This is a genomic window from [Bacillus] enclensis (genome assembly GCF_001456935.1).
GTDB lineage: Bacteria > Bacillota > Bacilli > Bacillales > Bacillaceae_B > Rossellomorea > Rossellomorea enclensis.
In genome coordinates, this window is the sequence record NZ_KQ758484.1 from 102,907 (window position 1) to 128,320 (window position 25,414).

The following is a 25,414-nucleotide window of genomic DNA, read 5'->3' on the forward strand; positions in this document are numbered from 1 at the left end:
AATGTTCGGTGATCATACCCAGCTTCTATTACGATTCTTGTCCTATCAATCTAACTTCTCAATATTTGAGCTGTATTTTTCCATCACCCCAACGAGCTTCACCCGTAAATCCTCCAGCCATCCAGGATGACCGCCGCCTTCCTCAATATCAACAGCCCTGATCAACCTGGCAAGGGAAATCAAATTGTGCATCCTCTCGAAACCAGATGCCGACTTAAGTATATCCAGATCGAGATCCGTTTCACTCTCATAACCTTCTATAAATATTTTGGTCACCGGATTTTCCCCATCAAAATCCCCTGCATCCCTTAATGCATACACAATATCCGCGGCATACCAATGTACCGATGAGTCATCAAAATCAAGCATTCCGATTGTTTCATGATCAAACATCACATTGTCCATCTCAAAATCATAATGGATGAGCCCGTAATGTTCTTTTGATAAGCTCAACCCGTCTGCCCATTCAAGCAGCCTGTCACACTCTCTATGCGCGGCCAGTTCTTGCTTCGGAAGGATATCTTTTGCTGCTATCAAACGTTCTTTCCAGCTTGGGCGATTCACCCTGAATCCTTCAGGCAGCTGTTTAAGATGTTCATGAAGATTTCCGAGGGCCTTCCCCCACAGATATACCTGCCGTTCTGTCATCTCTTCCAAATCAAGATGGTCACCTTCCATCGCTTCGAATACGACAGCATAAAACGTCCCTATATCAGTTTCCGCCACTTCGATATCATTTCCCTTTATTGATGGTACCGGTTTAGCCACATTCAGCGACTTCTCCCCGAGATACCTAACGATGGCAAGTTCTGCTTCAATCGACAGATAGTCCCTTTCTGAAGAATCATTGAATCTTAGAAAATACTGCTTTCCGTCTAAAGTGAATGTTAAAACAACATTCGCACTCGCCCTCACAATCGCCACAGAGTCTTCGTCAAACCCCCACGGGTCAAGAATTTGCTCAATGAATGAATCACCCTCTTCACTGTACAATCTGTTCATCACTTTTTTCATCGTACTTAATTTCATCATGTTACCAACTTCCCCTCTTATGATTATTGTAAAAACACTCAATAAGCACGGGGCTTTTTCTGCATAAAAAAGGAGAGCCAAATAAAAGATCTCGGCTCTCCTCTCCATGTTACAGATGATTTTCAATTATGATGGAAGCCCTGCGTCCGCCCCATCCATTATGATCATCACATTCTATTCACAACGGGCAAGGCGGACGAACTTATTGAATTAACAGACATACACCTCACCCCTTCCGATTAAAGTTACTCCTATTATAAACTTGATAATTTTGGAAGACAAGAAGAATTTCGTTTTTATTCCCCTATTAAACTTTATACATTCAAACTCTCCGCCTTACGCTCCTGACTCCTATGCAGCTGCTTCATCGCAAACCTGGCAACCGGCTGAGCCACCAGCAGTTCAATCCACAAAGCAATCCCAAAATTTCGCGGCCAGATATGAATGAAATTCTCAATCGGGGCCATGCTGATTTGTTTCGTCCCGATCCAATTCCCGATGATGGACAACAGGATGGATAAAACCGTAACAGTAAATAGCGTTTCAAATAAAACCCTGGCATTGAATCCATCCGCCTTCTCCACAAATTTAGGCATCAGCTTCCCGACAACCGGTCCTGCTATCAGGGTGACACAAAAAATTACGACCACCCACATGATCGGAATGATCTTCAAGGTATCCGTGTATACGTCCATGCTGAACCCGCGTTCCAATCCGACGATAATCGGGGCAATCGTGTTCACTGAAATAATGGATATGATCAACAAAAAGAGGATCCCTTCTTTTCCGTTCCTCGGCAGCCTTGTCTCTGTGTACATAGTATTTGTCATGTTCAACATCCCTTCTCTTTAGCACCTTGTCATTATAGCGATAGCGGGACTGCCTTCATAAGTGAACATTTTGTGAACGTTTTACATACCCTAACCTTTCAAATAAATGCAATAAAAAAACCCGGTTCCAAAAGCCGAGGCCCCCTTTTTCAAGCACATAACCCTTCTTCACTAAATGGACTTTTATTCAAAAAAAGTCCACAAAACAAGCAAAAAACTTTCCAAAAACCAACTATTCCTCTCACCATCGCCTACTCTCTAAGTGATCAAGGACAATATTGACCTCATTCTCTTCTAAATCAAACAAATTACGTCGTCCCTCTAACACATGCTCTGCTTTTATTATCGATTTTTTCAAATTTATTATCGAGATTGAAAAATATTTTATCGAAAATGGTAATTTTATTATCGAAAGGCTGTAAGCCACTGCTCTTTTTTATCAATTACCTGGCGTTCTTATTAAAGCCTGCTTGGTATTAGCGAAATGACTCCGATATTATCAAACCAGACTACCAATCTTTCTATATTTACACGCAGACAGGAAGACCCCCCTAAAACAAAAAAACCAAGAGAATTTCTCTCTCGGTTTTCTCCCTTACTTAACCTGCCCCTCCGTCAACACATCCTCCATCCGCTTCCGCAGCACAAACTTCTGGATCTTCCCGCTCGCATTCCTCGGCAGTTCTTCCACAAACTCGTACTTTCGCGGACGCTTATAGTTTGCAAGACTATCACTCTTCCTGCACCATTCATCCAGCTCTTCTTCCGTCACACCGGGATCTTTCTTCACCACAAATGCCGTGACACTCTCTCCCCAACGGTCATCCGGCATTCCGACGATCGCGACATCGAGCACTCCTTCATGAGCATGCAGCACATCCTCCACCTCGCGCGGATAAATGTTCTCCCCGCCGGAAATGATCATGTCATCTACGCGGTCCTTAATCCACAGGTAGCCGTCTTCATCGAGATACCCGATATCACCTGAATGGTACCATCCTTTATGCATCGCTTTTTCCGACGCTTCCTCGCGGTTAAAATAACCCATCATCATACACGGCCCCTGAACGATGATCTCACCGCTTTCTCCCGGCGCAGCGAGTTCATCCGGATCACTCGGTCCGTTTTCGTTCGGCTTCACGACCCTGATTTCATGGTTGAGACATGCCTGCCCGGCTGCCCCTGCTTTCCGGAGCTGGTCATCTTCAGATAAAAATGTGATTGCCGGCCCCATCTCTGTCATCCCATATGCCTGTACAAGCTTGATACCAAGCCGTTCGTGGCATGCATGGACAAGTGACGGTGCCATCGGGGCTGCCCCGTAGAGTCCGAGTTTCAGACTTTCAATATTGTAGTCTGCCAGATTTTCCTGCAGAATCATATTCCACATCGTCGGCGCGGCGAAGAACTTGGTGATTTTTTCTGAATCAATCAACTCAAGCACTTTCTTCGGATGGAACTGGTGGAGGATGACATTGCTGCCGCCGGCATGAATCCTCGGAAGGAAGGCGCAGTGAAGCTCGGCACAATGGAACATCGGCGCTGTCACGAGCCCTACATCGCCTGCCTCCAGTTTCGTCGCACCAATGACGGAAAGGCTCTGCTCCGCCATGCTCCTATGCTTATGCATGACACCCTTCGGACGGCCGGTCGTCCCGCTTGTGTACATAATCGCGTAAAGGTCGTTCTCATCGACTTCCGCCTCCACGGCCTTCGGTTCCTCAGCTTTCACTTTTTCATGATAGCTCGCGGCATATTCAGGCGCTTCCGCGTCAATGAACCAGAATGCCATTTGCGGGAATCGATTTTCAATCGAAGCGATGACAGGCTCGACCGCCTCCTCAAACAGGACGACTTTCGGGGCGGCATCACTCAGGATGAACGCCACCTCTTCTGCCTGCAGCCGGAAATTGATTGGATTGAACACAGCCCCGATTTTTGCGCATGCGAAGAATGCGGTCCCGAGTTCCTCCGTATTGAACATGAACGTCGACACCCTGTCCCCCTTCTTCACACCCTCCGCCATCAGCGCATTCGCCAGCCGGTTCACCTCGTCACTCCATTCCCTGTATGTAAAGCGAAGATCTTTCCGCACATCATAGAGGGCTTCCTTGTTCGGGGACTTCATTACCGTCAGGTCAAAAATCCTGCCAATCGTCGTACTCATTTACATTCCTCCCTGGGATAAGTTTGAACGATCTACACCTGCCAGTGCTTCGTGTTGTTTACATTTACCATACACACTATTAGAATATTCTGCAAATTAGTCCCAAACCCTTTTCATATATAAGAGAAACTTTTCTGCTCATATGGTAAAATTTAGACAATAAATCATAGAAAGGGATGATCCCATGGAAGTCATCCTCGCCAGTGCGTTTTCAGCCCTGATCATCGCCATTACAGTCTTCTCGATGATAAAAGTACTGATGATCGCTTATAAGCGGAAGGAACTGACATATAGAAAGTTCATCACTTATGTCACTGCCGCCGCAATGACCGGACTGATTGTGTCGTCAGTTCTGCCTTTTGTGTATGGGAAGATTTATTCCCTGATTACCTGACAAAGCCGTCCCTCACCATTCGGAGTGAGGGACGGCCTTCATGATTATTTCATTAGTTTTTCATTTACTTCCCATAAAAGGTTTCTCGCTTTTATGAACTCATTCTGGAGACGAGCAGGAACCTGCTCCACTTGGGCGGCATTCTTAATTCCTGATTGCACCATGATTTGTTCATACATCATCAAGGCATCTATATATTCTTCATACTGCTCAGGGGAGAGTACTTCCTTACTTGAACGCTGTCCGTTCAATTGGTCAAAATAGGGCTGTATGTCAAAATATACGGATCTCAATTCTTTCAGTCGCTGCTGAGGTATCTGTGAATAATCAATGTTCCCGTAATTGTCTCCGTATTCAACCTTGGCACTAATCACCACACTCAGTAATTCCTTGAACTCCTTATAATCTTCCTTCCTCAGTTCTCCTTGAGCCTGTAATAGTTTTGCATCGAATAAAAGATATCCTTCCATCGTAGCACCGAGAAAATGTTTTTTTACTTCCTGAAACGAGCCGTACAGTTCATCAGCAAGCAGAGTCTGGTAGGCAAATGCGGTTGTTGGGACGATTAAAGCGGCTGCGAGGACCGCTGCAAGCATCTGTTTTTTGAGCCACCCCCTGCCGCTTCCCTTCCTTTCCCGCTTCGCTCTTTCCACTCCCCTGACGGAATGTTCGTGCAACCGTGACGGAATCGCAATCTTATTGATCTCCTGCTTGATAGGATTCATCTTTCTCACCCCCCTCATATTCTTTCCGCATTTTCCCCATTGCCCTGTACAGGATGGATTTGGCCGTCCCCAGAGGGATGGAAAGCGTCTCTGCAATTTCCTTGAACGAATAGCCTTCATAGAAGCGCAATAGAACCGTACTCTTCTCTTCTTCGTTCAGCTTTTCAATCATTTCCTTAAGAGTGATCGCTGCAAGCGGATCTGCTTCAGCTCCCATGAACTGCTCATAATCGGGTATCAACGGCACCACGTTTTTATTCTTTTTGAGCAGATCCAACGAACACGTGATGGCGATTCTAATTAGCCACGTCTTCACATATTTGGGCTTCTTGATAGTTTCTATATTTTTGAAAGCCCGATAGGCCGTCTCCTGCACAACATCCAGCGCGTCAACTTCATTTTTCACATACACGAAGGCCATCCGGTACATGTCTTCCTCATACAGTTGAAAAAGTTTGATGAAAGCTTTGTCATCACCCTTTTGAGCTTTTCGTACTAACTTGTCGATGGCGGGTCACCCTCTTTTCATTTAGCTTTTATGTACATTAGACAGTAGGTTTATCGATTTAGCTCAAACCTTTTATAAAAAAATATAAACCGTCAGCCTCAGCCACAAAAAAACGGGTCAAGGTACCTGTCCCCCCGACCCGTTCATTTCCCCCGCACTCTCCACCATTTCTCCCCCACCGCATACACCAGGATCATCAGCACGCCGACAACAAGCGCGACAGCGAGCCCGATCAGTCCGGCGAGCCCGGCCCATCCCGTGACCGTCGCCTGAAAAAGAAGCTCGAATCCGAATCCTCCCAGGATGATGGCAAGCGGTACATTATAGGGAAATAACTTCTTCCATAAAACAATGAGCATAAGTGTACAGGCACCCACTATTCCAGCAAGTACCCACAGATCCTGATTCCAGCGATTTTCGATCCGCGACTGCATACCGTCAAGTTCGTCAGGGGTTGCATTCATCAAGCTGCCGAATGTACTTCCGGCAAATACCAGCCCACATAAAATCAATAGTCCCAACACCGTCCAGTTAACACTTTGAGCCGCTTTTTTCGCACTCAAGTAATCTCCCCCTTTGCGTCATTCCTCCCATCCATCTTACAGGTTATTCCATAATAATCCAATTATTATTTTCATAAAAAAAGAGGCCCCTGCGGCCCCAACCCAACTCAAACCTTCAAATGCAGCACATGCTGCGGCCCCTTTGGCCCCACATATTCTTCCCCTTCATCCACAAATCCTGTCTTCAAATACAAACTGATCGCGGCTGTATTCCGTTTATTCACCCCAAGCACCACTTCATCGACCCCCGGAAGATGATCCCTGACGAATGCCTGAAGCAATCTCAGTCCTTTTTTAGCTAGGCCCTTGCCCTGGTGGCCTGAATCGATCGAGAACGACGTCAGAAGCCTTGCCTGCTCATTTTCACTATACTTATGCAGTTTCTCCCCGTCTTCCAATGCAAAATAACCGACCGGCTCTTCATCTTCCACTATCAGCACATGTGCTGTGTTATCAGAAATATGCGGATTATGTATCTTCTCCAGCGGCATACTCGTGAATTCCAGCTGCTTCTCCGGCAGATGGAAAGCCGACAACTGTTCCTTATATTTTCCGCTGTACTCTATCAGTCTGACTGTCCCCATATCCATCCCTCCAACTTTCCCATCGCAGTTTTACAACTCAGCACTTCTTTAATACCCCCAAATACTCCACCCATGGTCCAACCTCATCCCTGTACCGGTTCGATAACACCCTGACGATCTGGGAGATATGAGTCAAATCATGCACAACCCAGGTCGAAATCAGTTCGCTCGCGCTCACTTTCCCGAAAGCAGGATGAAGCCCTGTGGAATCAAGGGAGTGACCCTGTTCAGCGATCAGCCGTTTCAACTCAGCCACACTTGCTGATCTGAGCGAAGCAAATTCCGCCAGCTTCTCTTCTAGACTCCTCGGGGTGCCCGCTTCCAAATGTGAAAACCGGTCAAATACCGGAAACACCCTGCTCTCCCCCTCATGCAGAATCATCTTAAGCCTTGGAACCCAATTATTTTTCTCACCTTCGATTAAATGCCTGATGACCCCGTCCGCATTCCAGGTGCCTTCTCCTTCATCACATTCAAGCCACCCTGCCGACAAACCTGAAAGCAATCCCTCCAACGTCTTCGGCGTCCTCTCCAGAATCTCGATTGCCTCATTCAGTTCGAAGTTCATAAGCTTCCCCCCTCTTAAAACCAACGATTGTATTTCAGTCATGTCCCAGGGTCACTTAACCAAACCAGCCCTCAAATTAACCCCAAACTCCATATATCCCTTCAAACAGCTCAACATATACACCCATCCTTCTTTATTATCCACCAGCTGCGCGATGAAGTTTTCATCTTTCTCATCGAAACCCTCTTCACTGACTTCCACGATGGTGCTGTCTTGCTCTGAAGGAAGGAAGTTGATGGTGACCATACGGCCTCCTGCCCATTCGAACACAATTTTTTCATTCTCAAGGATCTCTTTGATCTCTATCTCGCCCTCGGCATTGTATTCTTCATACCTGAGGGTAATCATCTTCCCTTCTGACCATCTTTCTGAACTAGAAGAAAACCAGAAGTGTCCGATTTTTTCAGGATCAACAAAAGCCTCGAAGATTTCTTGTGCCGGTTTCCGGATGTTCATTTTCGTCGTGTTGTTCACTTACTTCAGCTCACTTTCCGATTTGATTACGCAAAAATTGCCTCCTTAATCATTTCGATAACGACCAAAGACTTTCCTACTAAAAAAATACGAATTCATTAAAACAGGCCTGTATATAATAAAGTGCACGTCCGAAAGCTTCACGCTTTTCATACGGAGAGCTGTCCAATATAATAGAAAGTAAGAATTTTCATAATTATTCTACTTCTTGTACGAATTGTCATTTTTTCAAAAAAGAAAGGGGAATGGGAATGGAAAACAATCACAGGCCAGATCAGAGAGAACACTCGGCAGCTTCGGGGCAATGCCCTGTTACCCACCACAAGGACACGGCGATCACGACAACGACGGATCCGCGGGGGACCACGAATAAAGATTGGTGGCCGAACATGCTGAACCTTGGCATCCTGCGCCAGCATGACCGGAAAGCAAACCCCATGGGGGAAGATTTCAACTACCGGGAAGAATTTTCGAAGCTCGATTACGATGCACTGAAAAAAGACCTCCACTCCCTGATGACGGACAGCCAGGATTGGTGGCCGGCCGACTACGGTCATTACGGTCCATTCTTCATCCGGATGTCGTGGCATGCAGCAGGTACATACCGCGAAGGAGACGGTCGCGGAGGCAGCTCATCGGGTTCACAGCGTTTCGCTCCGCTGAACAGCTGGCCTGACAATGTCAACCTGGATAAGGCACGGCGCCTCCTGTGGCCGATCAAACAGAAGTACGGAAACAAGATTTCCTGGGCCGACCTGCTCGTACTAACCGGTAATGTCGCCCTTGAGTCCATGGGCTTGAAGACATTCGGCTTCGGTGCCGGACGCGAGGATATCTGGCATGCGGAAGAGGATGTGTATTGGGGAACCGAGAAGGAATGGCTGGCGGATAACCGCTACTCCGGCGACCGCGATCTTGAAGACCCGCTTGCAGCCGTCCAGATGGGGCTCATCTACGTCAATCCGGAAGGCCCGAACGGTGAACCGGATCCACTCGGCAGCGCCCGCGACATCCGTGATACATTCGGCCGGATGGCGATGAATGATGAAGAAACGGTTGCCCTCATCGCTGGCGGCCATACATTCGGAAAAGCCCACGGCGCAGGCGACGCTTCCCTTGTCGGCGATGACCCGGAAGCCGCGACGATGGATAAACAGGGGCTCGGCTGGCACAGCAGCTATAAGAGCGGAAAAGGCCGCGATACGATTTCAAGCGGTGTCGACGGTGCCTGGACGACGAACCCTACAAAATGGGATAACGGGTACTTCGACCTTCTGTTCGGATATGAATGGGAACTGACGAAGAGTCCTGCAGGTGCATCCCAATGGGCACCGGTCGATATGACGGAAGAACATATGGCGCCGGACGCCGAAGATCCGTCCATCCGCGTGAAGACGATGATGACGACTGCAGACATGGCCCTTCGCATGGATCCCGATTATGAAAAGATTGCCCGCCGGTTCCATCAGAATCCCGATGAATTCGCCGATGCCTTCTCCCGTGCATGGTTCAAGCTGCTCCACCGCGACATGGGACCGAAAGCGCGCTACATCGGGCCTGAGGTTCCGGATGAAGAGCTGATCTGGCAGGACCCGGTGCCGGCGGTCGATTATGACCTGTCCGATGCAGAAATTGCTCAATTAAAAGCAACCATCCTGGATTCCGGATTATCCGTGAGCGAGCTCGTGAAAACAGCCTGGGCCTCCGCCAGCACATACCGCGGCTCCGACATGCGCGGCGGCGCGAACGGTGCCCGGATCCGCCTCGCCCCGCAGAAAGACTGGGAAGCAAACGAACCCCAGCAGCTTGAAAAAGTACTCGGTGTCTTCGAAGAGCTTCAAAGCGGCCTGGACAAGAACGTCAGCCTGGCCGACCTGATCGTCCTCGGAGGATGTGCAGCCGTAGAAAAAGCGGCCAAAGATGCAGGCTTCGACGTAACGGTTCCATTCACACCGGGCCGCGGCGACGCCTCACACGAACAGACCGATGTCGACAGCTTCAAGGTATTGGAGCCGGTTTCGGACGGATTCCGCAACTACCAGAAGAAGGAGTATTCGGTCAGTCCTGAAGAAATGCTCGTCGACAAAGCCCAGCTCCTTGGCCTGTCCGCGCCCGAAATGACCGTATTAGTAGGCGGCATGCGCGCACTCGGTGCCAACCATGGAGGTACAGCACACGGTGTCTTCACAGACAGAGTCGGCACTTTGACCAACGACTTCTTCGTGAACCTCCTTGACATGGGCATCGAATGGAAACCGGCCGGCTTCAACCAGTACGAAGGCCGCGACCGCAAAACAGGTGAAGCCGTCCGCACGGCTACCCGCTTCGACCTCGTCTTCGGATCCAACTCCGAACTCCGTGCCCTCGCCGAAGTCTACGCACAGGACGACAACAAAGAGAAATTCGTCCGTGACTTCGTTTCAGCCTGGGTGAAGGTGATGGATGCAGATCGGTTTGATGTGAAGTGTAAATAAAATAAGAAAATCCGGCCCCCGATGCAGAATGTTTCTGCTGCCGGGGGCCGGACTTTTATTTTAAGTTGGTAAAAGAGGAGCCGATTCAAGAAAAGTGATTGATAATTTTAAAAAACGGGGCCTCCACCACCGTTCAAGACATTCTCTCAGGGCATTCCAGTCAAAAAGGTGATTCTAACATTAAATAGTTGCAAATTGAACACATTTCTATCTGCAAAAAAGAATTTATTATCGATTTCCCGAAATTTATTATCGATATCTTTAAATTTATTATCGAAAATCGCAATCCTATTATCGAAATTGCCGGAACCGCTTTGAACTATTATCAAATCCTAAGCTTTATCAGCGAATAAACGTCATTAAAAACGAATGTGCCCCCTCATTACCCAATGCCAGCTGATTTTATCACTCACCGTGACCGGCACCCCACTGCTCCGTCCCCCACCGATGCATCTCCTCCAACAACGGCTTGAGCGTCAAACCCTTCTTCGATATCGAATACTCCACTCTCGGCGGGACCTCATTGAACTGCTTCCGGTCAATCAGCCCATCCACTTCGAGCTCCTTCAGCTGCTGGCTCAGCATTTTATGGGTGATGCCGGGCAGGAGCCTTCTCATTTCGTTGTACCGCTGCGTGCCGTCATAGGCAAGATGCCAGAGGATCACGGGCTTCCATTTGCCCCCGATCTTCCCCAGTGTATATTCAATCGAGCATTTCAGCTTCCCGTTTTCATCCACAGTGATCGAATCGCTCATCCCGTCTCCACTCCTTACTTACCTTTTGGGTAGTATCTCTCCAAAAAGTGCATACTTTTGAGAAGAAGAATAACCCTCTATACTTATGATTGTCAAACAAATGAAGGAGGAATATTTAAAATGATGCCATACCCAAGAAACTTTTCACATATCGGCCTGTCCGTTCCGGACCTCGACAAAGCCGTGAAATTCTATACCGACGTATTAGGCTGGTACACGATCATGGAGCCGTCTGATGTCCATAACGACGATTCAGCCATAGGCCAGATGTGCCGCGACGTATTCGGTGACGAGTGGGAAACCTTCCGCATTGCCCATCTTTCAACAGGCGATAAAATCGGAGTCGAACTATTCGAATTCCCGCACAACGAACAGCCGGAAAATAACTTTGAATACTGGAAAACGGGAATCTTTCACTTCTGCGTTCAGGACCCTGACATCGAAGGACTCGTCGAGAAAATCGTCCAAAACGGCGGCAAGCAGCGAATGCCGATCCGCGAATACTATCCTGACGACAAGCCGTATAAAATGGTCTACGTCGAAGATCCATTCGGTAATATTTTTGAGATTTACACCCACAGTTATGAGCTGACGTATTCTGAAGGGGCTTACTGATCGAGGTTAATCGGAACAGCCCTCTTCCCACTGATGCCCCAACCATATTGGGAGTGCCCGGATGAAACATATGAGCACATGTTTCATCCAGGCTGCCTTTAAAAATTACCACTTGCTCCGGATCGAAAAGATACCTCGCAAATACATTGATAAGTCTTCTATGGGAAAAGATAAATCTTGTGCTCTGAAAATGTATTGAAGGGTGGCACAATTTTGACGATCAGGAGGATGATTATGGGTATATTAAGCGGCAATCCACAGGAAGAACCTCTTCACTATGGGGAAGTCTTTGGGATATGGAGCTATTTGATGACGGCTAACGCTTCTGTTGCAAGTTATCAGATGCAGCTCAACCATGCCGGAGATGATGATCTGAAGAAATTGTTGAATGACAGCATCGAGGCCGGGCAGGAAGAAATCAAGCAGGTACAGAAACTGTTGAAGGAAAATGGAATCGGGTTACCGCCTGCTTCACCGGAGCCTCCGAAAGCGTGTCTGGATGACATCCCGACAGGTGCCCGCATGCCGGATCCGGCAATCACGGCGGCATTATCAGCCAGCATCTCTGCTGGTCTCGTCGCTTGCAGTGCGATCATCGGACAAAGCATCCGTGAAGATGTGGCTGCGATGTTTGGCCAATTCCATATGGCAAAAGCACAACTGGGAGCAAAAGTCCTGAAGCTAAATAAAGAAAAAGGATGGTTGATCCCTCCTCCGCTTCACAAAAACAAAAATGAACATTGCGAATAACCATTAACAAAAAAGATTCTCAGGATCCGGAACATTGCCGGCAGCCTGAGAATCCTTTTTTATGGCTTCAAAATCACCTTGATACAATCATCTTCCTTCTTATTGAACAACTCATACCCCTTCGCCGCTTCCTCCAGCTTCAATGAATGAGTGATGATTGACGTTGAATCGATTTCCCCTTTGACGATCCCTTCATACAGAGGCTCCATATAGGCCCTTGCCGGTGCCTGCCCCATTTTCAACGTGACGTTTCTGGAGAAAAACGGGCCGAGCGGAAACATATTGTAGAGTCCGCCGTACACCCCGGTCAGCTGCACGGTTCCGCATTTGCGCACCGCCTTCGTGGCGATCTGGATCGGGCCGATTGTACCGCCCTGAAGCTTCAGTTTCTGCTCGACAAACTCAAGCGGAGACTTCTTCCCGTCCATACCTACGCAGTCGATGACCACGTCCGCCCCGCCTTTCGTCAACTCCTTCAGCGTCTCTCCCATATCATCGTACTGGGTGAAGTCAAAGGTTTCAGTCTTGTTCATTTTCCTTGAATGCTGCAGGCGGTAATCGAAATAATCGACCGCGATGACGCGTTCCGCCCCTTTTTTCCAGGCGAACTGCTGCGCCATCAACCCGACCGGACCGCAGCCGAGGACGATGACCGTATCCCCTTTTTTCACGCCTGCATTTTCCACGCTCCAGTAAGCGGTCGGCAGGACATCGGACAGTAAGAGGATTTTTTCATCCTCCAGCTCGCAATTCTCCGGTACCAGAAACGGCGTGTAATTACCGTAAGGAACCCGCAGGTATTCAGCCTGTCCGCCTGGATAGTTGCCGAATTTTTCGGAGTACCCGAACAGTCCCCCTGAATCATAATGGGGGTTGGAGTGATCGCACTGGCTTTCCTGATGCTGTTCACAGTACGGGCAATGTCCGCAGGCCACCGTGAAGGGGATGATGACGCGGTCCCCCTTCTTCACTTTCGTTACATCATTCCCGACTTCCTCCACGATCCCCATCGGTTCATGTCCGATCACATACCCGATCGGCAGCGGAAAATTCCCTTTGTACAGGTGCAGATCCGACCCGCAGATCGCCGTTGATGTGATTTTGACAATGACATCTTCTGAATCTTGAATGCGCGGGTCGTCCACCTTCTTGACGGCAATCGAATTCTTTCCTTGATACGTGACTGCTTTCATGATCTTCCTCCATTCCACGGTGTTATGAGGGAGGGTCCGGTCTCATCCACCATCACCCAGACGCCTCCCAAACAGCCCGCTTTTCGAAAAATAAACCCCCTTCGACTTTGAAGAGGGCCTGATTTTTTCATATTGTCCCCAGAGGGGAAGCGATTATTCTCAATGAGATCTCCGGTTCGGCGGCAGCGCCAAGTCATCAAACCGGTCAACGAGCATCTTCAGCGAACGCTCCAGTTCCCCGCCTTCCATCATCTCGCCGTGTCCTGTCACGGCCGTCTTCGGATGCAGGGCTGCCAATTTCCCTGCAGACACTTCCGCAGCCTCCCAATCACTCGTAAAATAACGCGGCGGACCGCTGATTTCCTTCTTCTGGACCATCACACGGGACAGCGATTCCTGCTTCACCGTCACAAATGCATCGCCGGCAATCAGCACGCCGTCCGCTTCCCGGTAAAAAGAAACATGACCCGGTGTGTGGCCAGGCGTATGGATCCATTTCCATCCCGGCATAAACGGGACATCCCCGTTGTCGGGAAGCATCCAGACCGATTCCGATACATCGATTCCGTGATGAGGATAAAACGGGGACAACTCACTGACCAGCCCGCCGTCGGCCGTCGGATCTCCCTTAGGATAATCCTTCTCCCCATTCAGATAGGGGATTTCGAGCTCATGCGCATACACCGGCACATCCCATTCCTCCAATAGAGGCTGGAGCGCTCCGACGTGGTCAAAATGCCCATGCGTCAACAGGATCGCTTTCGGCTTCCCGTCGTGTCCGAAATGAGCTTCTGCCGCCTCCATGATCTTTTCCTTCGAATGAGGCATCCCGCAGTCAATCAGCACCCAGTCACGGGACCCCGATTCACCGTAAAAACACACATTCACAATCTGATTCGTCCAATAATAGATATCCCTGCATACTTCCCTTCCCTCACCGCTTTTCACGCTGAAAAAAGGAAGATGTGATTGGGAAAAATCATTATCCAATGGCTTCAAAGAGATAGCCCCCTTCATTTTCGTTCTGAAGAAGTGCCTGCCTGTCTCTTTATCTATCCACATTCTTCCGTGTGATTATGTGCTTTTTTTCAAAAAAAGCCCGGCCGCGGTACATGGACCGGGCCGGGCAGAATTCATTCTTATGCATCTAGGAATTTCACGCAAACAGGCTCTGGTACTTGGACACCTGATTGAAGAAGCTCCAGCTTGCCGGTTTCTTCGTTTCTCGCAAACAGCGCCATCGTGTTCGATTTCTGATTGGTCGCGACGAGGAATCCGCCTGTCGGGTCCATCACAAAATCACGGGGCCAGTTTCCTTCCGTCGAAGTCCAGTCCACAAATGTTAGTTGGCCGGAATCCTGGTCTGCCTTGAAGACCGCCACTGTGTTATGTCCGCGGTTGCCGGCGTACACATAGTGTCCGTCAGGGGATACATGGATCGCACTTCCGTCATTCGTTTCATTGAAATCTTCAGGAATCGTCGGGATATACTGCTGCTCAGAAAAGCTGCCGTCACGTTCATCATAGTGCAGCACAAGCACCTCAGAGCTCAGCTCGGTCATCACATAAGCAAATTTCCCGTTCGGATGGAACGCAATATGCCTCGGGCCGCTTCCCGGCTTCGTTTCGAATACGGCAGCCTCCCTTAGCTCACCTTGATTGACGGCATAAGTGTAAATGCGGTCGCTCCCGAGGTCGATTCCGATGACGTACTTCCCGTCAGGAGTGAAACCTGCATAATGCATATGGGGCTTCTCCTGTCTTTCATGCGGGCCGGATCCCTCATGTTCGATGCTTGAAACAAGCTCTTTCAGGGAGCCATCTTCATTCGTCAGCCATGATTCAATCATCTTCGTATGATAGTTCGCAGCCACAACGGTACGGCTCTCATGATCGACGCTGACGTGGCATGGATTCGCGCCAGGTGTGCTGTCGCTGTTCAATTTCTCTAACGACCCCGTTTCAGGTTCAATCGCAAACGCAGTGACACCGCCGTTTTCACCCTCTTTGGACACAGCATAAAGATTCTTCCTGTCTCCGCTCACCGTCACATAAGTGGGGTTGTCCACTTCAGCAGCAAGCTGCACATCCGTGATTTCTTTTTTATCCGTATCCAGCGTGAACCAATACACGCCTTTACTTTCCTGTTTCGTATATGTACCAACGTATCCAATCATTTTTGTCATTGTGTAAACACTCCTTGTGCGCTTTTTAGAAAATTGACGCATTCACTCTTTCCTTACTATAACAAAAAAATCAGGCGGTATGAAAATGGGACCGCCTGATTTTCCCGGGTGACGCGCTTTATTTATGCTTACTGCTTGAATGGCAGCCGGGCCGCGGTACCTGTCCCCCCGGCCCGCCTACTTCGGAATGATATCCACGAATAGGAAGCGGTCCCGTTCTGTTCCTGGGTCCGGGGTGATCCTCTCTTCACCCAGTTCGTACTTTATTGGAGACTTGAAGTTTGGTCCGTTAAATACAAAGGAGTGGAATTCACCGTTTTCGCCGCAGACATCTCTGCTCGCGACCGGATAATCTTTTATGAAGGACTCATCATAGACCCTTCCGGCGAAGGAGCGGTCGATCTGATCCATGTCGATGCATGTGATGACGGTTTGAAAGCCGAGGTCGATGAAATCGAGGGAAATCTCCCCGACAGGTCGTCCCCATAGCGGGAAGACCGGCGTGATGCCCGTCCCTTCCATCATCTTTTCCCGGTACTCGCGTACATCCGCCAGATGAATATCGCCGAATACGATATGGGTAATCCCGTCGGCCTGCATATTGGAGACCGCCTGCTGCATCCGTTCCTGATACACCTCATTCGTGCATCCTTCCGGGATCCACACTTCCCTGAGCGGAATCCCGAGCGAATCCGCCTGCTGTTTCAGCAGTTCGTGCCGGACGCCGTGGATCGACACCCGGTCGAATCCTTCCGTCAGGGTGACGAACAGTGAATCCACTTCGTATGCAGGATCCTGCTGTATTTTATAAAGCGCAAGCGTTGAATCCTTCCCGCCGCTGAATCCGATTGCTGTTTTCATGTTGAGTCCTCCTTTACTGGATTACTTTTCCCGATGGCCGGGAACCGTCCTGACCTTACTGCAAATACTTCGAATGAGGGACACCATTCAACCACACCGTTAATTTGTCTATTTTAATTAAAAATCTCTTACTCTACCAAAAGGATATCATATTCATGGGCCCCTAACGCTCAGCTGCACTCTCCATCCTTTTAATCGTGCCGGAATCCAGGTTGCCGTTTCAGTTAACTTGTGCCGCAATAACCCTTCGTGATCAACGTGCCTCTTCCCGCAATAAGTGAGCCCATTGCCGAAAACACAGCCGCTTACTCTGCAAGCAGTTTTTCTCTATAAAATCCTGCTCTCCTCCCCATCCTTCAACCTAACCTGCACATTCGAAAAAGACCCGCCGTCAATCGTTTTAGATAAAGGTGATACATCAAGGAGCTCTTCAAGCTTTAGGCTCCTTTTCTCATTCGCACCAAGCGTAATGACATAAGGGCCATTCACATTCATCAAGGACTCCATCCTGGATTCCTCTCCCGGAATGTAGGTATCGATGAACTCCACCTCTACCGTCGTCTCTTCACCACTGTGATTATGTAAATTCAGCTTGCATTCCCCGTTCAGCATTTCCTCTTCAGCCGCCCGTTCGAACACACAGGATCCTTCGCCGTCATACGAAACGGCATAAATGCCCTGTGCAAATGTTTCCTGATACAGCCAAAAAAGGATATAGGGCAGGAGTACAAACCCGAAAGAGCCAATCAACACTCCCCGGACCCGATATTTCTCCAGTCCGATGACCAATAAAATCATCGCAGCGATAAACAAAACAGACCCCGCGACACCAAGCGGCACATAACCATCCCACGTCTCGATCGGCAGCCCCATGAACTCCGACCGCGTCATATACTCATCGTTATCCGGAAACGGAAAAAATAAAATCATCGGGATCGCCAGCAGCACGAAAGAACCGATCAGAGCAAACTTATTTTTCACCATCTTCCCCTCTCCTCTCTATTTCTCTATCTCTCTTGAACTCTTGATTACTTTAATCATGACCCCCGCTAAAATAAAGGCAGCGGCCGCCAGCAGAGGAATCACCACAAACAGGCCAATCAGGTCCGTTTTATAATTCCAGGGTATGAAAGCATCCCAAACCGAAGCCGTCATCTTCCACAGAACAATAAAAATGAATATCGCAAAAATAAAGTAAATGAATTTTTCCATGAGAGCTCTCATTTTATTAATCCTTTCGTACGGATAATTTAACGCCTGCCATTAGTTTAGCATAATTTTCCTATTCGCTTTCATCATTTATGAATCGATGAATCCAATCTTTCAAACCAACCCCCATTTGATATAATCATAGTATCAAAACTCCCGCAGAAAGGAGCACTGCCAACCTATGATCATCCGCCAAACCCATGACTCCTTCATCATGATCAAACAACATGACCATGCCTTCCTGTCCGGTGAAATCGTAAAGAATTTCAACACAAGTCTCCTGAAATCAGACCAGCATTTTGAAGAAATGACGTATGCCGCGTATCAGCACGACCGCAGCTGGATCGGACTCGATGACACACCGATCTGGAACGACGGGGACAATATCCCTTATACTTTTTCAGACTATCCGTTACTGCCAAAAATGGCCTTCTACAGAATCGGCCTTGACGAAATCGAGAAGGTGAGCCCCTATGCCGCCCTCCTTTGCAGCATGCATTTCCACTCTTTTTTCACAAAATCAAAAAAGCCTGACTGCATCGCCTTCATGAACGAGGAAAGCAAACGTCAGGGGAGGCTGAAGAAGCTCTTCCCAAGGCTCGATGAAGATCTGCTTCACCAGCATTTTCTGCTGCTTCAATTCTCAGATGACCTGTCATTGTATATGTGTCTGAATGAACCCGGCGTCACCAAAAAAGAAGAGCACCCATGGTTCAAAGAAGGATTCAAGAATACGGAATTGTTCAATGAGGGAGGCGGGCGCCTCTACGGGGAGTGGCTCAACGACAAAGAAATCCGTGTCGGCACATTCCCCTTCAAAACCGATTTTTCGGTCACATTGCAATTTAAGAACGTCTTAAAAACAGCCATCCATGAAAAAGGGATCGCCGCTGCCTACGAAACGGCTGAAATGAAGGAAAAGTCCTTGCGTATAATCAAATAATTGCCTCCCTCAAGAAAAAGCTCTCCCATCAAAATCTAAACCGTTCCGTTTTGAGGTGCACTTCTTATAAACGACAACAAAAATGGCGTGCAAACTGACATCAGTTTTGACACGCCTTTATTTGTATCTGTAGTGTTTAATATCTTTGAAATATGTTATTCTATGAATTTAACTAATCCACCTAAAAACAATGCCAATCCAACAATTAAAAAGATAGTAGTGAAATTCAGCTCCAACCAAGCAAAATCTGTAATAAAGTCTATAAAATTAAATATTTTTTCTTTCCAAGTGGTGCCTTTATTTTCCCAAAATATATAAACTATGACCGATATTATAATTAGCAATCCTATTAACATTAATAAGATTCCCATACATTACATCCCCTTAAAATAAGAAATTGACGCATCGTTTGACACTTAAATCGGCAAATGATTTTAAGTGCACATCAATCTTTGTCCTTTGAAATTATTATGTCATTGTTGGTGTCATTTCTCTATTAAAAGTCATAAAACCTTTGCATTAATAAGAAAACGGCATACGTCAATTTGTATGCCATTTCATATGTCAATTTAACCTTATGCACCTCAAAACTGAACGGTTTAATCAAAATCAGGAGAGCTTTTTTCAGGATACCGGCTGATTTCATGAAGGGCTTCTCACCCCCGAACGCCACACGCCTTCTGTATTTGTCCTTTTCAACTGAAAAGTGATGAATATTCAGTAAAAAGGACTCATCCACCGTAAATCCGGCATCTTTGATGTAATTCGCCTCCTCATAGGGCTTGAATCCACGCTTTACGACATACATATTATCAAAACTGGACAGTTTATTATCAAAAATCCAATAATATTATCAAAAACAGAAATATATTATCAAAAACGGACCTTTTATTATCAAATCATCCATTGCACTTTAAAAATACCTCTATCAGTATATAAACAAAGCACCTACTTTACCGCAGAACCCCCATCTCCATTCCCAACAAGCCTGACGATATCCCCAGTAACGCGCTCTCCCCCCTTGACCCGTTTCAACGAAGCCACAATCAGAAAACTCACAATCACCAAAAGCAGCCACGAGCTCACCTTCCCAAGATGGACAAGACTCCAGGCATCAGCCTGGTTCGGGTATTCCCATGCCCCGAAGAATGTGGCGATGTTTTCGGCGACCCAGATGAAAAATCCGATGAGTACAAACGACAGCGCAATCGGCATCCTGTACCGCCTGCCGCCGACCTGATACAGGACCCATGACTTCCAAAACACGATGATGACCAGGGCAGACAGCCACCATCGCATATCCAGCCAGAAGTGGTGGGTGAAAAAGTTCAAGTAAATCGCAGCGGCAAGGGCCACAACCGTCCAGAACGGCGGCCACTTCACAAGCTCCACCTTCAGCCGCCTCCACGCCTGGCAGAGATAGCTCGCCACGCTTGCATACATGAATCCGCTGTACAATGGCACCCCGAAAACCTTCGAATACCCGTCCTCAGGATAGGCCCACGACCCCATATGTACCTTGAACAGCTCAAGTGCAAGGCCGATCAAGTGAAACAGCGTGATGACCTTCAGTTCATCACGTGTCTCAAGCCCCGACCGCAGCATCCCCCACTGCATCACGAGGCAGATGATCAGAAGCCAGTCATACCGCGGCAGAAAAGGCAGCGGAATCACCTGCGTCAGTGCAAGCGACGCAAAAATGACGACAGGAAACAAACAGGACAGCGCCTGCTCCCAGCCAAACCGGAAGAGTTGTTTGAATGCTCTCATAATTTTTGCCTCCTTGTTTTTTTAAAAGGAGGAGCAGCCGTAAGCTTACTCCTCCGTTCCCTCATCTTCCCTGTATTCCAAGAGATCCCCCGGCTGGCAGTCCAGTGCCTTGCAGATCGCTTCCAGGGTTGATAACCGGACCGCTTTTGCCTTGCCGTTCTTTAAGATTGACAGATTCGCCATCGTGATCCCGACCCGTTCCGAGAGTTCGGTCACGCTCATTTTCCGTTTCGCAAGCATTACGTCTATATTGATAATAATCGCCATGTCATTCACCTCAGACCGTTAAATCATTTTCTGATTTTATTTCGATGGCATTCTTCAGAAGCTTCTTCAGGACGGCCGCAAATACAGCAATGACCATGCATCCGAAGACGATGACCAGACCGATCAGGATTATGCCGGGGGCGTCATCCTTCTCCGCCATCAAATAGATGAGCGGCATAAACAGCGAATAAAAGGCGCCGATCGTGACCGCGCAGTTTCTGATCACCTTCAACGACCCTACCGATAAATCCGAAAATGCTTCATCCCTGTCGATATATCCGAGAAGCTTGAACGTCTGGTACAACGCCGCGAAAAACACAATCGCGGTGATATACAGCCCGATCAAAAAGGGATATTGTAAATAATCCAGCGAAGGATTCAGTTCTGCGAAAAATCCGGCGATCTCCGGCAGGACGAACAGGCATAAAGCCAGAACCGGAAGCCCCATGAAAAATAAAACGACTTTCAAAAAGAGCGTCTCCCTTTTCATAAAAACACCTCACTCCTTAATCTCATATTGAATTTACCACATTATTTATTGATTTACAATAAATAATTATTGAATAAAATAATTTATGAGCACTTCATTAAAAACTAGGTGATGGAATAAACATGCAAACACAGCGCATACTACCATACTGACATACTCTACAACTATTTGGTTGTACGCACGTGGTACCAGAGCAGCAAAACATGCTGAAAATGCCTTATCTAAAGGGTGAGTAAAATGAAAAAGAAGGCATCTGATTCACTGGAAAAAAGGGTTTCGGCGATCCTTGAAGCATTGGGTGAAAGCTCGGACGTAAAAAAAAGACATCTCCATCTTCAAGGAAGCGACCGCAGCGCCTATCTATTATATATTGAGGGGATCGTGGATTCCGCTTCGATACAGCATCATATCATAGAGCCGCTGCTTAAAAAGCCGGCAATCAGTGATGATGATCTACTCATTCCATCCTTGACTCAATCTGTTCTGGAAATTCCGGAAATCAAGACGATCAAGGGTATGCAAAATGTCATTTCTGAACTGCTTGATGGGCAAACCATCATTTTGTTAGAAGAGCGGGAAGAAATCCTTTCAGCCGATACAGCCAAATGGCAGGAAAGGACCCTGTCAAGCCCTAAGGGTCAAAGGACCATTGAGGGACCCGATGTCGGTTTCACCGAAAGCAGGAGCGGCAATGTTGCATTGATCAGAAAATACGTAAAAAATCCCTTCATGCATATCGAAACGGAATCGTATGGGAAAGAAACCAATACTTCCGTGTCCCTTGTGTATTTAGAAAATATGGTAGACCTCGAAATCCTGAATGAAATCAAACGCAAACTGAATCAGATCTCGCTTGATTCGATTATAGGATCCAATTATATTGCCGAGTATCTGACAAAGGAATCGAAGACGATTTTCCCATTGACCTTGAATACGGACCGTCCTGATGTCGCGTCGGCAGAAGTGCTGGAGGGGCGGGTGTGTATCGTGGTTGACGGATCGCCCTTCTGCCTGATCGCCCCGGCCGTATTCATCCAGTTTTTCCAGTCGTCGGATGATTATTATATCAACAGCGAAGCAGTGAAATTCGTGCGGCCGTTCCGCTTCATCCTTTTTTGGCTTTCCGTGTACATACCCGCTCTTTATGTGGCTTTCACTACGTTCCATAAGGGGCTTCTGCCGGTGAATCTGTTGGTCGGATTCCTTGCCCAGAGGGAATCTGTCCCTTTTCCGACCGTCTTTGAAGTACTCCTTGTCTTTATTTTGACAGAAGCCATTTATGAAGGATCGAGCCGGCTGCCGCAAAGCGTTGTCATCACCATCTCCCTGTTCGGTGCAATCGTATTCGGAGAGGCTTCCGTAGAGGCCCAGCTCGTTCAGCCTGTTACCCTGGTCATCATCAGTGCTTCATTCATCCTGTCGAGCATCATCCCGATTGCCATCATGAGCTATGCCGTCAGGATTCTGAAGCTCATGCTCATTCTGCTCGGTGCCCTGCTCGGGTTATATGGAATTGCCTTATTCACTCTGATGCTTCTCGTGCACCTTTGTTATCTGCGGTCATTTACTGTCCCGTACCTTGCACCCGTCTCCCCTTTCACATGGCGCGATGTGGCCAAGGATGTATTTTTACGGAATCCAATCCCGGACATCAACAAAACCGTCCCATCCTTCCATAAGGAGGAGCCGTTGGAAACAAACGAGGAAAAGGAGAATGACTCTTGAATCTGACCAACTTCCGAATCATCATCATCCTTTTAATCCTGATGGGGGCAGTCATTGTCGGCTATACCAAATCAAGCCGGTTAAATGAAGTTGAACTGGTATCGGGCCTTGGGATCGATAAAGTGGATGATCAGTATTCCATTACCCTGCAGGTTTTCAATCCTGCTGCAAACCAGAAGAATGCAGTCGACCCGACCGGGGGATTCACGTATATCCAGACCGGCCGGACCATCCCTGAAGCACTCATGAAAATCAAGAGAAATACACTGAAAGAAGCGATATTGGATACCATCCAAGTCGTGATTGTGAGCGAGAAGGTTGCAAAGGAAGAGGGGCTGAATGAAGCACTTGACTTTCTTGTAAGGGACCCAAGAATACCTGCGCACATCAATACCGTTCTGATAAGAAATCAGAGTCCGGAAGTATTTTTCAAATTATTCACCCCCCAGCAGAAGCTCTCCTCGCTCTATACAAAAACGATGGTGGAAAACTCCAAGTCTTCGTGGGGAAATCTGGTGAATACGTCTTCTGAGCGGATCAAAAGCCTTTTGGAGGACAAGACGTCCGATGTCGTCATCCCCTACGTAGAGGTTCATGGGGACATACAAGAAGGGATGTCTAAAAGGAATATCGAGGATTTCACCCCTGCCACCATCATCTCTCTCGAGGGATTGGCATCATTCAAAGGGGAAAAGCTTCATTCCTTTTTAACTTTCGAAGAAAGCAATACATTGGCCATGATCAAAGGAATCGACCAAACCGTCTCGATTTCCACCCCATGCCCGGATGGGGACGATCATTTCACCATCGATACGATACAGACTTCTTCATCCCTTTCAACCTTGAAGGACCCACTTTCTTACCAGTTGAAGGTATCGATTGAAGGCAATCTGGAGGAAAGCACCTGCAGCCGTGATTTGCTTTCCCAATCAACTAAAGCAGATTTGGAAAGAACAATGGAAGCCAAAATCAAGGCAGACATAGAGGCATTGATTAAGAAGGTCCGGGAAGACGGAACGGATATCATCGGTCTGCGTGATACTCTATTTCGGGAGCAGCCGGAAGCCTGGAAAGAAAAGCAGAATGATGAGGATTTCTTTTCCTCGGCCGACATCAGGACAAGCGTCGACGTAACCTTCATCCGATTCGGCCATACCAAGCATTAGTAGTCTTTGTAAGGAGGAAGGCTGACATGAATAAAGTCACCATCACCCCGCTTGAACTGTGCTCGATGATGCTTCTTTTCCTGACGGGAAGCACGATTGTGGTGGGTTTGAACTTTTCAGCGAGGGAAGACAGCATCCTGGCGATCGCCATGGAAATAGGATTCGGCATCGCGCTGTCCTATTTTTATCTCTATTTGGTAAAAAGAAGCTCTTGGAAGGAGTTTGTCCCTCTTCTGGAGTTGGGATTTGGTTCTCTGCCCGCAAAGCTCTTCGCAATTGTGTTCAGTTTCTATTTCCTGTATATCGCGAGCCGGGTGATGAATGACTTTGCTTTCTTCACAACCCAGCTGATTTATCCAGACTCCCCGAAGTGGATCGCTGCCATTCCCTTCCTGATCGTGGTCGGGTACTGCATCATGCTCGGGATCGAAGCCATTGCAAGGAGCGGCCTCATCATGACCGCATTTTTACTGGTGATCATTGCCGCTTTATGGCTGCTCGGTTTCTTTTCTGAGGAATTTCAAGCTGAATACCTGTTTCCCCTTTTCGCTCAAGGATGGGAGCCCCTGAAGAAAATGATTTTTCCGACCGGCCTTACCTTTCCTTACGGGGAACTCGTCGTATTCCTTGTGATACTTCCTTCACTGAATAAGAAAGAAAAGCTCACAAAGGTCGTATGGATACCTGTGGTCACCGCCGGCTTGATCATCATGATCACGATGGAGTTGATCATTGGCATTCTGCATGCCCCGTTTGCCAATACTTATTACTTCCCTTTTGCCAAAGCAATGGAACTGGTGACGTATTTAGGCATTGTGGAACATTTGGAGATTTTCACCTACTTGTTATTACTGGGGGGCGGTTTCATGAAGGTGTCCGTTTTTATCTATGCCGCACAGGCCGTCTTGACACAGCTGTTCAAATTGAAACAAAAAAGCTGGCATGTCATGGTTTTAATTGCGTCCGTCTACCTGCTTTCTCTTTACCGAAGTGAAGATATCGCCGAACACTTATATGTGGGCCTGAAGCTCGTCCCTTATTATCTTCATATCCCGATTCAGTTTGCCCTTCCACTCCTGTTGGGACTGGTTGTCTTCTGGAGGACAAGGAAGAAAGGATCAGCATCATGAAAAAAACGTGCAGGCAGCCTGCACGTTTCTCTAG

29 protein-coding genes are annotated in these 25,414 nt (G+C 47.8%); 8 read left to right on the forward strand and 21 right to left on the reverse strand.

Annotation, left to right across the window (positions count from 1 at the left end; all coding sequences use genetic code 11):
• Positions 1-45: 45 nt before the first annotated feature.
• From AS034_RS13275 to AS034_RS13285, 3 genes are all read right to left on the reverse strand, one after another.
• Complete coding sequence (locus AS034_RS13275; protein WP_058298853.1) at positions 46-1,032, reverse strand: phosphotransferase enzyme family protein; 987 nt, start codon at positions 1,030-1,032, stop codon at positions 46-48.
• Between the two features lie 314 nt (positions 1,033-1,346).
• Positions 1,347-1,850 carry a DUF2798 domain-containing protein gene (locus AS034_RS13280; protein WP_058299139.1) on the reverse strand — a complete coding sequence of 168 codons (504 nt, stop codon included), beginning with the start codon at positions 1,848-1,850 and terminating at the stop codon, positions 1,347-1,349.
• A 607-nt stretch (positions 1,851-2,457) separates the two neighbouring features.
• Positions 2,458-4,029, reverse strand: coding sequence for a fatty acid--CoA ligase (locus tag AS034_RS13285; RefSeq protein WP_058298854.1), 1,572 nt, complete (start codon positions 4,027-4,029; stop codon positions 2,458-2,460).
• A gap of 184 nt (positions 4,030-4,213) precedes the next feature.
• Between AS034_RS13285 and AS034_RS13290 the strand changes: the two genes are divergently transcribed.
• Positions 4,214-4,423 (forward strand): hypothetical protein, encoded by a 210-nt coding sequence (locus AS034_RS13290; RefSeq protein ID WP_058298855.1) that lies wholly within the window; start codon positions 4,214-4,216, stop codon positions 4,421-4,423.
• A 44-nt stretch (positions 4,424-4,467) separates the two neighbouring features.
• Here AS034_RS13290 and AS034_RS13295 read toward each other — a convergent pair whose 3' ends face one another.
• The 6 genes from AS034_RS13295 to AS034_RS13320 all read right to left on the reverse strand — a co-directional run bounded on the left by AS034_RS13295 (position 4,468) and on the right by AS034_RS13320 (position 7,845).
• Positions 4,468-5,148: a DUF3600 domain-containing protein gene (locus AS034_RS13295; protein ID WP_058298856.1), complete on the reverse strand. Its 681-nt coding sequence runs from the start codon at positions 5,146-5,148 to the stop codon at positions 4,468-4,470.
• Positions 5,120-5,656: an RNA polymerase sigma factor gene (locus AS034_RS13300; RefSeq protein ID WP_058298857.1), complete on the reverse strand. Its 537-nt coding sequence runs from the start codon at positions 5,654-5,656 to the stop codon at positions 5,120-5,122. The genes AS034_RS13295 and AS034_RS13300 overlap by 29 nt, the downstream gene beginning before the upstream one ends.
• Before the next feature lie 143 nt (positions 5,657-5,799).
• Positions 5,800-6,219 (reverse strand): hypothetical protein, encoded by a 420-nt coding sequence (locus tag AS034_RS13305; protein ID WP_058298858.1) that lies wholly within the window; start codon positions 6,217-6,219, stop codon positions 5,800-5,802.
• Positions 6,220-6,326: 107 nt separating this feature from the next.
• A complete protein-coding gene (locus AS034_RS13310) occupies positions 6,327-6,803 on the reverse strand; it encodes a GNAT family N-acetyltransferase (protein ID WP_058298859.1) in 477 nt (158 codons plus the stop codon).
• A 37-nt stretch (positions 6,804-6,840) separates the two neighbouring features.
• Entirely contained in the window at positions 6,841-7,371 is a 531-nt protein-coding gene (locus AS034_RS13315) for a DinB family protein (protein WP_058298860.1), read from the reverse strand.
• Positions 7,372-7,422: 51 nt separating this feature from the next.
• On the reverse strand, positions 7,423-7,845 hold the full coding sequence (locus tag AS034_RS13320; RefSeq protein ID WP_058298861.1) for an SRPBCC family protein: 423 nt from the start codon (positions 7,843-7,845) through the stop codon (positions 7,423-7,425).
• A 251-nt stretch (positions 7,846-8,096) separates the two neighbouring features.
• On the opposite strand from AS034_RS13320, the gene katG reads away from it, so the two are divergent.
• Positions 8,097-10,319: a catalase/peroxidase HPI gene (katG, locus tag AS034_RS13325; protein ID WP_058298862.1), complete on the forward strand. Its 2,223-nt coding sequence runs from the start codon at positions 8,097-8,099 to the stop codon at positions 10,317-10,319.
• Positions 10,320-10,724: 405 nt separating this feature from the next.
• On the opposite strand, the gene AS034_RS13330 is transcribed toward katG, so the two are convergent.
• Entirely contained in the window at positions 10,725-11,075 is a 351-nt protein-coding gene (locus tag AS034_RS13330) for a winged helix-turn-helix transcriptional regulator (RefSeq protein ID WP_058298863.1), read from the reverse strand.
• A gap of 123 nt (positions 11,076-11,198) precedes the next feature.
• On the opposite strand from AS034_RS13330, the gene AS034_RS13335 reads away from it, so the two are divergent.
• Both AS034_RS13335 and AS034_RS13340 read left to right on the forward strand, forming a co-directional pair.
• On the forward strand, positions 11,199-11,690 hold the full coding sequence (locus AS034_RS13335) for a lactoylglutathione lyase family protein (protein ID WP_032085867.1): 492 nt from the start codon (positions 11,199-11,201) through the stop codon (positions 11,688-11,690).
• 234 nt (positions 11,691-11,924) lie between these two features.
• Positions 11,925-12,440 carry a DUF3231 family protein gene (locus AS034_RS13340; RefSeq protein WP_058298864.1) on the forward strand — a complete coding sequence of 172 codons (516 nt, stop codon included), beginning with the start codon at positions 11,925-11,927 and terminating at the stop codon, positions 12,438-12,440.
• Positions 12,441-12,499: 59 nt separating this feature from the next.
• On the opposite strand, the gene AS034_RS13345 is transcribed toward AS034_RS13340, so the two are convergent.
• From AS034_RS13345 to AS034_RS13370, 6 genes are all read right to left on the reverse strand, one after another.
• Positions 12,500-13,633: a zinc-dependent alcohol dehydrogenase gene (locus tag AS034_RS13345; RefSeq protein WP_058298865.1), complete on the reverse strand. Its 1,134-nt coding sequence runs from the start codon at positions 13,631-13,633 to the stop codon at positions 12,500-12,502.
• A gap of 159 nt (positions 13,634-13,792) precedes the next feature.
• Positions 13,793-14,632, reverse strand: a complete 840-nt coding sequence (locus AS034_RS13350; protein WP_244888158.1) for an MBL fold metallo-hydrolase — start codon at positions 14,630-14,632, stop codon at positions 13,793-13,795.
• 140 nt (positions 14,633-14,772) lie between these two features.
• Entirely contained in the window at positions 14,773-15,819 is a 1,047-nt protein-coding gene (locus tag AS034_RS13355) for a lactonase family protein (protein ID WP_058298866.1), read from the reverse strand.
• 177 nt (positions 15,820-15,996) lie between these two features.
• On the reverse strand, positions 15,997-16,680 hold the full coding sequence (locus tag AS034_RS13360) for a Dph6-related ATP pyrophosphatase (RefSeq protein WP_058298867.1): 684 nt from the start codon (positions 16,678-16,680) through the stop codon (positions 15,997-15,999).
• Positions 16,681-17,007: 327 nt separating this feature from the next.
• Entirely contained in the window at positions 17,008-17,664 is a 657-nt protein-coding gene (locus AS034_RS13365) for an MFS transporter (protein WP_058298868.1), read from the reverse strand.
• Positions 17,665-17,679: 15 nt separating this feature from the next.
• Positions 17,680-17,892 carry a hypothetical protein gene (locus tag AS034_RS13370; RefSeq protein ID WP_244888159.1) on the reverse strand — a complete coding sequence of 71 codons (213 nt, stop codon included), beginning with the start codon at positions 17,890-17,892 and terminating at the stop codon, positions 17,680-17,682.
• Positions 17,893-18,070: 178 nt separating this feature from the next.
• Between AS034_RS13370 and AS034_RS13375 the strand changes: the two genes are divergently transcribed.
• Positions 18,071-18,832, forward strand: a complete 762-nt coding sequence (locus AS034_RS13375) for a DUF3891 family protein (RefSeq protein WP_058298870.1) — start codon at positions 18,071-18,073, stop codon at positions 18,830-18,832.
• Between the two features lie 155 nt (positions 18,833-18,987).
• On the opposite strand, the gene AS034_RS13380 is transcribed toward AS034_RS13375, so the two are convergent.
• The 5 genes from AS034_RS13380 to AS034_RS13400 form a co-directional block, all read right to left on the reverse strand.
• Positions 18,988-19,203: a hypothetical protein gene (locus AS034_RS13380; RefSeq protein WP_058298871.1), complete on the reverse strand. Its 216-nt coding sequence runs from the start codon at positions 19,201-19,203 to the stop codon at positions 18,988-18,990.
• A 125-nt stretch (positions 19,204-19,328) separates the two neighbouring features.
• Positions 19,329-19,640 (reverse strand): hypothetical protein, encoded by a 312-nt coding sequence (locus AS034_RS13385; RefSeq protein WP_058298872.1) that lies wholly within the window; start codon positions 19,638-19,640, stop codon positions 19,329-19,331.
• A 140-nt stretch (positions 19,641-19,780) separates the two neighbouring features.
• Positions 19,781-20,602 (reverse strand): DUF817 domain-containing protein, encoded by an 822-nt coding sequence (locus AS034_RS13390; protein ID WP_058298873.1) that lies wholly within the window; start codon positions 20,600-20,602, stop codon positions 19,781-19,783.
• A gap of 45 nt (positions 20,603-20,647) precedes the next feature.
• A complete protein-coding gene (locus AS034_RS13395) occupies positions 20,648-20,869 on the reverse strand; it encodes a helix-turn-helix domain-containing protein (RefSeq protein WP_058298874.1) in 222 nt (73 codons plus the stop codon).
• Between the two features lie 10 nt (positions 20,870-20,879).
• Positions 20,880-21,359 (reverse strand): DUF2975 domain-containing protein, encoded by a 480-nt coding sequence (locus AS034_RS13400; RefSeq protein WP_058298875.1) that lies wholly within the window; start codon positions 21,357-21,359, stop codon positions 20,880-20,882.
• A 237-nt stretch (positions 21,360-21,596) separates the two neighbouring features.
• On the opposite strand from AS034_RS13400, the gene AS034_RS13405 reads away from it, so the two are divergent.
• The 3 genes from AS034_RS13405 to AS034_RS13415 are packed head-to-tail and all read left to right on the forward strand — an operon-like array spanning position 21,597 to position 25,380.
• Positions 21,597-23,084 (forward strand): spore germination protein, encoded by a 1,488-nt coding sequence (locus AS034_RS13405; RefSeq protein WP_058298876.1) that lies wholly within the window; start codon positions 21,597-21,599, stop codon positions 23,082-23,084.
• The gene (locus AS034_RS13410) at positions 23,081-24,250 is read left to right on the forward strand and encodes a Ger(x)C family spore germination protein (RefSeq protein ID WP_058298877.1); all 1,170 of its coding nucleotides are present in this window, start codon (positions 23,081-23,083) and stop codon (positions 24,248-24,250) included. The genes AS034_RS13405 and AS034_RS13410 overlap by 4 nt, the downstream gene beginning before the upstream one ends.
• A gap of 26 nt (positions 24,251-24,276) precedes the next feature.
• On the forward strand, positions 24,277-25,380 hold the full coding sequence (locus AS034_RS13415; RefSeq protein WP_058298878.1) for a GerAB/ArcD/ProY family transporter: 1,104 nt from the start codon (positions 24,277-24,279) through the stop codon (positions 25,378-25,380).
• The last annotated feature ends 34 nt before the right edge of the window (positions 25,381-25,414 follow it).

What these genes read in the sequence shown, in the direction of transcription:
- AS034_RS13295 (WP_058298856.1), bottom strand. Translation starts at nt 5,148, where the DNA reads ATGAATCCTATCAAGCAGGAGATCAATAAGATTGCGATTCCGTCACGG.
- AS034_RS13280 (WP_058299139.1), bottom strand. Translation starts at nt 1,850, where the DNA reads ATGTACACAGAGACAAGGCTGCCGAGGAACGGAAAAGAAGGGATCCTC.
- AS034_RS13405 (WP_058298876.1), top strand. Translation starts at nt 21,597, where the DNA reads ATGAAAAAGAAGGCATCTGATTCACTGGAAAAAAGGGTTTCGGCGATC.
- AS034_RS13415 (WP_058298878.1), top strand. Translation starts at nt 24,277, where the DNA reads ATGAATAAAGTCACCATCACCCCGCTTGAACTGTGCTCGATGATGCTT.
- AS034_RS13340 (WP_058298864.1), top strand. Translation starts at nt 11,925, where the DNA reads ATGGGTATATTAAGCGGCAATCCACAGGAAGAACCTCTTCACTATGGG.
- AS034_RS13310 (WP_058298859.1), bottom strand. Translation starts at nt 6,803, where the DNA reads ATGGGGACAGTCAGACTGATAGAGTACAGCGGAAAATATAAGGAACAG.
- AS034_RS13275 (WP_058298853.1), bottom strand. Translation starts at nt 1,032, where the DNA reads ATGATGAAATTAAGTACGATGAAAAAAGTGATGAACAGATTGTACAGT.
- AS034_RS13315 (WP_058298860.1), bottom strand. Translation starts at nt 7,371, where the DNA reads ATGAACTTCGAACTGAATGAGGCAATCGAGATTCTGGAGAGGACGCCG.
- AS034_RS13335 (WP_032085867.1), top strand. Translation starts at nt 11,199, where the DNA reads ATGCCATACCCAAGAAACTTTTCACATATCGGCCTGTCCGTTCCGGAC.
- AS034_RS13290 (WP_058298855.1), top strand. Translation starts at nt 4,214, where the DNA reads ATGGAAGTCATCCTCGCCAGTGCGTTTTCAGCCCTGATCATCGCCATT.
- AS034_RS13375 (WP_058298870.1), top strand. Translation starts at nt 18,071, where the DNA reads ATGATCATCCGCCAAACCCATGACTCCTTCATCATGATCAAACAACAT.
- AS034_RS13385 (WP_058298872.1), bottom strand. Translation starts at nt 19,640, where the DNA reads ATGTATGTCGTAAAGCGTGGATTCAAGCCCTATGAGGAGGCGAATTAC.
- AS034_RS13380 (WP_058298871.1), bottom strand. Translation starts at nt 19,203, where the DNA reads ATGGGAATCTTATTAATGTTAATAGGATTGCTAATTATAATATCGGTC.
- AS034_RS13345 (WP_058298865.1), bottom strand. Translation starts at nt 13,633, where the DNA reads ATGAAAGCAGTCACGTATCAAGGAAAGAATTCGATTGCCGTCAAGAAG.
- katG (WP_058298862.1), top strand. Translation starts at nt 8,097, where the DNA reads ATGGAAAACAATCACAGGCCAGATCAGAGAGAACACTCGGCAGCTTCG.
- AS034_RS13365 (WP_058298868.1), bottom strand. Translation starts at nt 17,664, where the DNA reads ATGGTGAAAAATAAGTTTGCTCTGATCGGTTCTTTCGTGCTGCTGGCG.
- AS034_RS13330 (WP_058298863.1), bottom strand. Translation starts at nt 11,075, where the DNA reads ATGAGCGATTCGATCACTGTGGATGAAAACGGGAAGCTGAAATGCTCG.
- AS034_RS13395 (WP_058298874.1), bottom strand. Translation starts at nt 20,869, where the DNA reads ATGGCGATTATTATCAATATAGACGTAATGCTTGCGAAACGGAAAATG.
- AS034_RS13285 (WP_058298854.1), bottom strand. Translation starts at nt 4,029, where the DNA reads ATGAGTACGACGATTGGCAGGATTTTTGACCTGACGGTAATGAAGTCC.
- AS034_RS13355 (WP_058298866.1), bottom strand. Translation starts at nt 15,819, where the DNA reads ATGACAAAAATGATTGGATACGTTGGTACATATACGAAACAGGAAAGT.
- AS034_RS13370 (WP_244888159.1), bottom strand. Translation starts at nt 17,892, where the DNA reads ATGGAAAAATTCATTTACTTTATTTTTGCGATATTCATTTTTATTGTT.
- AS034_RS13360 (WP_058298867.1), bottom strand. Translation starts at nt 16,680, where the DNA reads ATGAAAACAGCAATCGGATTCAGCGGCGGGAAGGATTCAACGCTTGCG.
- AS034_RS13400 (WP_058298875.1), bottom strand. Translation starts at nt 21,359, where the DNA reads ATGAAAAGGGAGACGCTCTTTTTGAAAGTCGTTTTATTTTTCATGGGG.
- AS034_RS13390 (WP_058298873.1), bottom strand. Translation starts at nt 20,602, where the DNA reads ATGAGAGCATTCAAACAACTCTTCCGGTTTGGCTGGGAGCAGGCGCTG.